7 protein-coding genes, 1 tRNA gene and 1 pseudogene are annotated in these 7,175 nt (G+C 61.7%); 6 read left to right on the top strand and 3 right to left on the bottom strand.

What is annotated here, in order from left to right:
• The 4 genes from EOD15_RS24735 to EOD15_RS24720 all read left to right on the top strand — a co-directional run.
• On the top strand, positions 1-233 hold a 233-nt coding region (locus EOD15_RS24735; RefSeq protein ID WP_185929063.1), incomplete at its 5' end, for a DUF2160 domain-containing protein.
• Positions 234-312: 79 nt separating this feature from the next.
• A complete protein-coding gene (locus EOD15_RS24730) occupies positions 313-2,037 on the top strand; it encodes an ABC transporter substrate-binding protein (RefSeq protein ID WP_127321930.1) in 1,725 nt (574 codons plus the stop codon).
• Between the two features lie 97 nt (positions 2,038-2,134).
• Positions 2,135-3,628, top strand: a complete 1,494-nt coding sequence (gene glpK, locus EOD15_RS24725; protein WP_127321929.1) for a glycerol kinase GlpK — start codon at positions 2,135-2,137, stop codon at positions 3,626-3,628.
• Positions 3,629-3,655: 27 nt separating this feature from the next.
• Positions 3,656-4,129 carry a DUF6882 domain-containing protein gene (locus EOD15_RS24720; RefSeq protein ID WP_127321928.1) on the top strand — a complete coding sequence of 158 codons (474 nt, stop codon included), beginning with the start codon at positions 3,656-3,658 and terminating at the stop codon, positions 4,127-4,129.
• A gap of 88 nt (positions 4,130-4,217) precedes the next feature.
• Here EOD15_RS24720 and EOD15_RS24715 read toward each other — a convergent pair whose 3' ends face one another.
• Positions 4,218-4,703, bottom strand: coding sequence for a BA14K family protein (locus EOD15_RS24715; protein WP_127321927.1), 486 nt, complete (start codon positions 4,701-4,703; stop codon positions 4,218-4,220).
• 259 nt (positions 4,704-4,962) lie between these two features.
• Between EOD15_RS24715 and EOD15_RS24710 the strand changes: the two genes are divergently transcribed.
• A tRNA-Lys gene (locus EOD15_RS24710) sits at positions 4,963-5,038 on the top strand.
• A 147-nt stretch (positions 5,039-5,185) separates the two neighbouring features.
• On the opposite strand, the gene EOD15_RS24705 is transcribed toward EOD15_RS24710, so the two are convergent.
• Positions 5,186-5,524 (bottom strand): hypothetical protein, encoded by a 339-nt coding sequence (locus EOD15_RS24705; protein WP_127321926.1) that lies wholly within the window; start codon positions 5,522-5,524, stop codon positions 5,186-5,188.
• A 206-nt stretch (positions 5,525-5,730) separates the two neighbouring features.
• Here EOD15_RS24705 and EOD15_RS24700 point away from each other — a divergent pair, with 206 nt between their 5' ends.
• Entirely contained in the window at positions 5,731-5,931 is a 201-nt protein-coding gene (locus tag EOD15_RS24700; RefSeq protein ID WP_127408931.1) for an Arc family DNA-binding protein, read from the top strand.
• Between the two features lie 3 nt (positions 5,932-5,934).
• On the opposite strand, the pseudogene EOD15_RS24695 reads toward EOD15_RS24700, so the two are convergent.
• Positions 5,935-7,175: pseudogene (locus tag EOD15_RS24695) on the bottom strand (hypothetical protein); the annotation flags it as partial.

Here is a 7,175-nt window from a genome sequence, read left to right as displayed (position 1 = left end):
TCACGATCCTGGTGCTGCTCTGTGGCATGGCGGCTTGGGAATACGTCTCGCCTGGCGGCAATCCCCGGGTCGGCGTCCTGCGCTTCGAGACGACGCGCGGCGACCGCCTCTTTGTTTCGCTGCTCGGCAGCGCCTTTATCCATCTCGCTTGGCTGGGTCTTGTCGGACCCAACCTGTGGTGGGCTCTCGCTCTCTCCGTGGTCTACGCCATTGGCGTGTTCCGCTACGTATAGAGGGGGAAACTGTTGGAGCGACCGCGTGCCGACGGCCGCTCCAGATCGCACTTGAAACTTGAAAAGTGGAGGAAACGAAATGCGAAGGCAATTTTTAACATCAACGACTGCGCTTGTCCTGCTCTGGGGAGCAGGCCAGGCCTATGCCGGAATGGACGAAGCCAAGACCTTCCTCGATACCGAAATCAAGGACTTGTCGACGCTCGATCGCGCCGGCCAGGAAGCCGAGCTGCAATGGTTCATCGATGCCGCGAAGCCTTTCGCCGGCATGGACATCAAGGTGGTCTCCGAGACCATCGATACGCATAGCTATGAGTCCAAGGTTCTGGCGCCCGCCTTCACCGCGATCACCGGCATCAAGATCACTCACGACCTGATCGGCGAAGGCGACGTCGTCGAGAAGCTGCAGACGCAGATGCAGTCGGGCGAAAACATCTACGATGCCTACGTCAACGACTCCGACCTGATCGGCACCCATTGGCGCTACCAGCAGGCGCGCAGCCTGACCAAGTGGATGGCGAATGAGGGCAAGGACGTCACCAACCCCAACCTCGACCTCGCCGACTTCATCGGCACCAAGTTCACGACCGCTCCGGACGGCGACCTCTACCAGCTGCCCGACCAGCAGTTCGCGAATCTCTACTGGTTCCGCTACGACTGGTTCAACGACGAGAAGAACAAGGCCGATTTCAAGGCCAAGTACGGCTACGACCTCGGCGTTCCGGTCAACTGGTCGGCCTATGAGGACATCGCCGAGTTCTTCACCGGCCGCGAGATCGACGGCAAGAAGGTCTATGGCCACATGGACTACGGCAAGAAGGATCCGTCGCTCGGCTGGCGGTTCACCGATGCCTGGCTGTCCATGGCCGGCAATGGCGACAAGGGCCTGCCGAACGGTCTTCCGGTCGACGAATGGGGCATCAAGGTCAACGAGAAGTCGCAGCCTGTCGGCTCGTGCGTCGCGCGCGGCGGCGACACCAATGGCCCGGCTTCCGTGTATTCGATCCAGAAGTACCTGGATTGGCTGAAGGCCTATGCGCCGCCGGAAGCCCAGGGCATGACGTTCGGCGAATCCGGCCCCGTCCCGTCGCAGGGCACGGTCGCGCAGCAGATGTTCACTTACACCGCCTTCACCGCCTCCTTCGTCAAGGACGGGCTGCCGGTCGTGAACGCGGACGGCACGCCGAAATGGCGCTTTGCTCCGTCGCCGCACGGCGTCTACTGGAAGGACGGCATGAAGCTCGGCTACCAGGACGTGGGTTCATGGACGCTTCTAAAGTCCACGCCTGACGATCGCGCCAAGGCGGCCTGGCTCTATGCGCAGTTCGTGGTGTCGAAGACGGTCGACGTGAAGAAGAGCCATGTCGGTCTGACGCTCATCCGCGAGTCGACGATCCAGGACAAGAGCTTCACGGAACGCGCTCCGAAGCTCGGCGGCCTGATCGAGTTCTACCGCTCGCCGGCCCGTGTTCAGTGGTCGCCGACCGGAACGAACGTTCCGGACTATCCGAAGCTGGCACAGCTCTGGTGGCAGGCGATCGGCGATGCGTCGTCGGGTGCCAAGACGGCACAGGAGGCGATGGACTCGCTTTGCTCTGAGCAGGAAAAGGTCATGGAACGCCTGGAAAAGGCCGGCATCCAGGGCGACATCGGTCCGAAGATGGCCGAAGAGCATGACCTCGCCTACTGGAACGCCGACGCGGTCAAGAAGGGCAATCTCGCTCCTCAGTTGAAGATCGAGAACGAGAAGGAAAAGCCGGTCACCATCAATTACGACGAACTGGTGAAGAGCTGGCAAAAGTAAGATTGTTCTAAGCGGGCGTCTGCGCCCGTGTGACATTGGGGGAGGCGGCATCTTGCCGTCTCCCCTGTTTGTGTAAAAGACTAAGCGGGGAGGCATAATGACCGGATATATCCTTGCCATCGACCAGGGCACGACTTCGACCCGGGCGATCCTGTTCGACGGCGAGATGAAGGTCGCCGGCAGTGGGCAAAAGGAATTCGCCCAGCACTATCCGGCCTCCGGCTGGGTCGAGCACGATCCGGAAGATATCTGGGCGAGTGTGGTGTCGACCGTGAAGGCGGCGCTGAAGCAGGCCGGCCGGAATGCTTCCGACGTAGCCGCGATCGGCATCACCAATCAGCGCGAAACCGTGGTCATCTGGGACAGGGCGACCGGCAAGCCGATCCATAATGCCATTGTCTGGCAGGACCGGCGCACCGCGCCGCTGTGCCAGAAACTCAAGAAGCAGGGGCTGGAGAAGACATTCACCAAGAAAACCGGGCTGCTGCTCGATCCCTATTTTTCCGGCACCAAGATCGCCTGGATGTTGGACAAGGTGAAAGGCGCGAGAAAACGCGCCGAGAAGGGCGAATTGCTCGCCGGCACCATCGACAGCTTTTTGATCTGGCGGCTGACCGGCGGCAAGGTCCACGCCACGGACGCCACCAACGCCTCGCGCACGCTGGTCTACAACATCGCTGAGAATGCCTGGGACGACGAACTGCTGTCGATCCTCAACATCCCGGTAGAAATGCTTCCAGAGGTGAAGGACTGCGCCGATGACTATGGAATCACGGAGAAAAATCTCTTTGGCGCCGAGATAAGAATCCTCGGTGTCGCCGGCGACCAGCATGCGGCAACCATCGGCCAAGCCTGCTTCGAGCCAGGCATGATGAAATCGACCTACGGCACCGGCTGTTTTGCGCTCCTCAACACAGGCAGCGACCTGGTGCGTTCGAAGAACCGGCTCTTGACCACCATTGCCTACAGGCTGAACGGCAAGACGACTTACGCGCTGGAGGGTTCGATCTTCATTGCCGGCGCCGCGGTCCAATGGCTGCGCGATGGCATCAAGGTGATCGGCAAGGCCGAACAAAGCGGCAAACTGGCTAATGAAGCCGATCCAACCCAAAACGTCTACCTGGTGCCGGCCTTCGTCGGGCTCGGCGCGCCGCATTGGGACGCCGAGGCACGCGGCGCCATTTTCGGACTGACGCGCAATTCCGGCCCGGCTGAGTTTGCCCGCGCCGCGCTTGAATCCGTGGCCTACCAGACACGCGACCTGCTCGACGCCATGCGCAAGGACTGGAAGGGGGCTTCGGCCAAGACCGTGTTGCGGGTCGATGGCGGCATGGTGGCGTCGGACTGGACCATGCAGCGTCTGGCCGACATCCTCGATGCACCGGTCGACCGCCCGACCATTCTGGAGACGACGGCGTTGGGGGCGGCCTGGCTGGCCGGCTCGAAGGCGGGCGTGTGGCCGGATGCCAAGAAGTTTGCGAAAAGCTGGGCGCTGGAGCGGCGCTTCCAGCCGGACATGGATGGCTCCGCGCGCGCAGCCAAGCTTGCTGGTTGGCGCGATGCTGTGCGCCGGACACTGAGCGTGCAATAACTAGCCATCAGTGGTGGGTGAGGGGAAATGAAGCCAGATTGGTATCCTGCTTGGCGCGACGAGGCTATCGAACAACTAAATGCCAAGAATGACCGCTTGGAGAGAGACTTCCAACTCGGCCACTGGTCTCGCTACGACTATGACATCGAGACCAGAAGGCTTTTGTTTTCCAAGGGCGGAGAAATCAAAGTCACCGCAGAGGTCCAGATTGCCGGGTCCACGAGCGCTAAGTCGCAGAGTTGGCTCTGGGCCTGGGCAAATTCAAATTGGCCCGATGACGTTATGATCGACGCAAAGCGGGTTCGATCCTTCGGCGAGACAAATAGCATCGACGAACTGATCCAGTCCTACGTGACGGATGTCGATGACGACCTGGAAGTGCTTGGTTGGGAACTGAGCGCCGCGGCGGTTCGAATTTGCGACGCCCTTGGAGCATATCGCTCACCTTCGGAAGGCGATGCACGTTTTTACATCATCAAGGCCATCAGTTGGGCTGGCTGATGCCGGCTCCCATGCTTACTGAAAAGAGAAGACCCGCGACAGATTCTGGCACGGGTCTACTCGTCAGCTATTGGCACTCATTCACGAATCAGTAAGGCGAACGGCACTCCTTGCGAGGGCCGTAATTAGGCTGGAACGTGTTGTCCGAAGCACGGTAGCTGCGATAGCGGTCGTAGCACCACTGGACGTGGGCGTTGCCTCCGTAGACGCGATTGTTCTCGTTGTTGATGATGGCACCGGTGATCAGCGCGCCAGTCGCGAACGCCGCGAGCGGGAACCAATAATCGCCGTGACGACGGTAGCCGGGGCGATATTCGCGATAGCCGCGATGGCCGTTCCAATACGCGCCGCGATTGCGGGAAAAATTGCGGTCACGCGAAAAGCTGCGGTCACGCGAAAAATTGCGATTGTGGCGGTCCTTACGCCACTCCCGGTACTGGACTGTCTGCACATCCGGCACCGCGACCTGGGATTGCGGTACATAGTTCGGTTGGGCATTAACGGACACCGTCTCCGCCGCAACGAATGTGGCGGAGAGCGTGGCCGCCAGAAGGCTCGTTGTGATTCTGTTCATTGGTTTTCTCCTCGGTGGTTTTGGCGGACGTCCCTGTGCCGGGAAAACGAGCGGCACATACAATTGTTCCCCAGACTGGATGCCGCTGTCGGGCAGAAATGCCAGTGTTCCCTTGGCTGTTCTCCCACCGATGGCGCGGCTGGCAAGTGTCGCGACAGGGCGAAGCCGCCCGTGTTTGCGAGCCCTCTTTTTCCGGTTGACCGGTCGAGGCACTCTCCCTATGTTCCGCGCAATTTCGAGGGCCGCCTTTCGCCCGCGGGAGCGCGTAGCTCAGCCGGTAGAGCAACTGACTTTTAATCAGTAGGTCTCGGGTTCGAACCCCGACGCGCTCACCATCATTTCACGTGAAACATCAATGCGTTAGCGTTTCGGTCTCTGGAACGGAGCCGGAACGTGTGAGAAATGTGAGGCCGTGCGAGGGTTTTCTCGCACGGCCCGTTCGCCTAATGTTTCCGGTCGACAGCGCGGAAGCGCTTTCGGACCTATGCGGCGATTCTCAACAGCAGGCTGACATCGCGGTTGGCGGCCGCGATCTTGTCGAGAACCGAGTGGCACAAGCTGATGGCGGAATGCTGCAGCAGCTCGTGCTGGGAGTCCTCGACGTTCTCCGAGATGAAGATAAGGGCGGCCAGCAAGTCATGGCTTTCGGCCAAATGCTGGTCGATTCGGTGGACGGCGTCTTCGTTTTTCACTTCCAATGGTTTCCCGTACGTGTTGCTCACGCCGCCGGCCCCTCGTGCGACCGACTGCGCTGGTTGCGTCTCGAACTTAAAACCTTGCGAAATTTCCGCCGCTTCTTCCCCGTCCAAGGGAAGCCGCATGACCCCGCCGCTGGTCTTGCCCGGCCCGCTTCTATGACGGGTTGCCGTCTAGGTTGAACGACACGGCCGCTTCAATCAATCACCCTAATGTTACCGAGTGTTGCGCTATGTGATTAGTGGGGATAAGTGGTGCCACCGCGTGGGCCTTTTCGCCCACGGACTGGATGCATTTCAGAGGCTTAAGGACTCGGCCATAAGAACGGGCAATGCCCGATCCGACATTCCATGCCCGCCTGCCTGCCTCGCTGTTGAAGCGGTTGAAGATTGCTGCCGCCGAGGAAGGGCGCAGCATGAATGCCGAGATTGTGGAGAGGCTGGTCAAGTCGTTCGGCCTCACCGATGTCGAACGCGACCAGCTCAAGGCGCTGCTAGCACAGGCGCAGGCCGTGCTTGACGGATCGAGCTAGTCGCTACAGCCCGAACTCCGTTTCGCCGCCGGCGTCGTACCAGGCGGCCATCTTCCTGATGGCGCTGTCGGCCATTTCGGGATGCACGGCCAGATAGTGTTTCAAGACGCGCGTGGCGCTGGTCAGGCTGTGGCCGGTGATGGCGCAGATTTCGGGGATGGTGCAGCCGGCCAGCGCCAGCCAGGTCACCGCCGTGTCGCGCAGATCCGGCTCCTGAAAATCGGCCAGCGTCTTGCACGGCTTGATCAGCCAGTCGATGCCGTTTTCCGCGCGGACGCCGGCGACGGCGACGGCCTTCACCCGGGCAAAGACATGGCTGTAGTTCTGACCCTCGAACGGCCGCCAGAAGCACTTTTCGAAACGCTTGTCGAAATGCTCGTTGAGGATGACGCGCTTGAAGCGGCGCTCGATCGCCGGCCGCTCGTCGGCCTCGGCACCGAGCAGCGCCTCGGCCTTGGCGGCGCGGCGGCGCTCGGCCGAGGCGGCAAGCCGGCGCTCCAGCTCGGGCGCTTCCAGCACGGCGACGATGGCGCCCGTCTTGGCCTGGCGGAAATGGCGGCGGCCCTTGATCAGGCCAAAGTCTTCCAGCGCCAGCCGGTCGCCCTGGCGCTGGCCGCTCCACACGCCAAGCATGGTCATGTCACCGCTTTCGGGAATGCCCATGTGGTCGGCGACCGCTATCAGCGTCTCGATCTCGGTGCGGGTGCCAAACCGGATGCGCGGCGGCGGCGTCGCCATCTGCAGATCCTGCGCCGGGTTGACGCCGAGGTTTTCGCGGAAGGTGAACTTTCCACGCCGCTTGCCCCAGCCCAAGGCGATCGACAGCGTGGCGATCGCGCCGCGCGCCGTCGAGATCCCGCGCGCGGCGACAAGCTCCTCATAGAGGCCGAACAGAACCGGCTGCGACAGCGCATCGACCGGCGAGGCCCAAAGCGTCGGGTCGAAATCCTCGACCACGCGCAGCTTCTGCCGGTAGTCGCGCACGGTCTTCGGCGCGTAGACGATCTTTTCCGCCACCTGCCGGCGGAGTTCCGCCTTGTCGGTCGGCAGCTGGAACTTTCGCGATTTCTGCCAATCCTCGGCGAGCTGGGCGACGGTGTAGTGGCGCGCGCGCCGCGCCGGCACTGGCACGGCGGCTGGCGTGGCGGCCTGCCTCGCCGCCTTTTCAATCTGCTTGCACAGCGCGTCCGACCAGTCCACGGCCTCGCCGCGGCTGAACCATCGGCCGGTGCTTCCCTTGGTGC

Source organism: Mesorhizobium sp. M7A.T.Ca.US.000.02.2.1 (assembly GCF_003996995.1).
In the GTDB taxonomy this organism is placed as follows: Bacteria; Pseudomonadota; Alphaproteobacteria; order Rhizobiales; family Rhizobiaceae; genus Mesorhizobium.
Note: the sequence above shows the minus strand (reverse complement) of the source record. Positions and strands in the feature narration are given on the sequence as shown.

Excerpts from the sequence above, each read along its gene's own strand:
- EOD15_RS24730 (WP_127321930.1), top strand. The coding sequence starts at position 313 with ATGCGAAGGCAATTTTTAACATCAACGACTGCGCTTGTCCTGCTCTGG.
- glpK (WP_127321929.1), top strand. The coding sequence starts at position 2,135 with ATGACCGGATATATCCTTGCCATCGACCAGGGCACGACTTCGACCCGG.
- EOD15_RS24720 (WP_127321928.1), top strand. The coding sequence starts at position 3,656 with ATGAAGCCAGATTGGTATCCTGCTTGGCGCGACGAGGCTATCGAACAA.
- EOD15_RS24715 (WP_127321927.1), bottom strand. The coding sequence starts at position 4,703 with ATGAACAGAATCACAACGAGCCTTCTGGCGGCCACGCTCTCCGCCACA.
- EOD15_RS24705 (WP_127321926.1), bottom strand. The coding sequence starts at position 5,524 with ATGCGGCTTCCCTTGGACGGGGAAGAAGCGGCGGAAATTTCGCAAGGT.
- EOD15_RS24700 (WP_127408931.1), top strand. The coding sequence starts at position 5,731 with ATGCCCGATCCGACATTCCATGCCCGCCTGCCTGCCTCGCTGTTGAAG.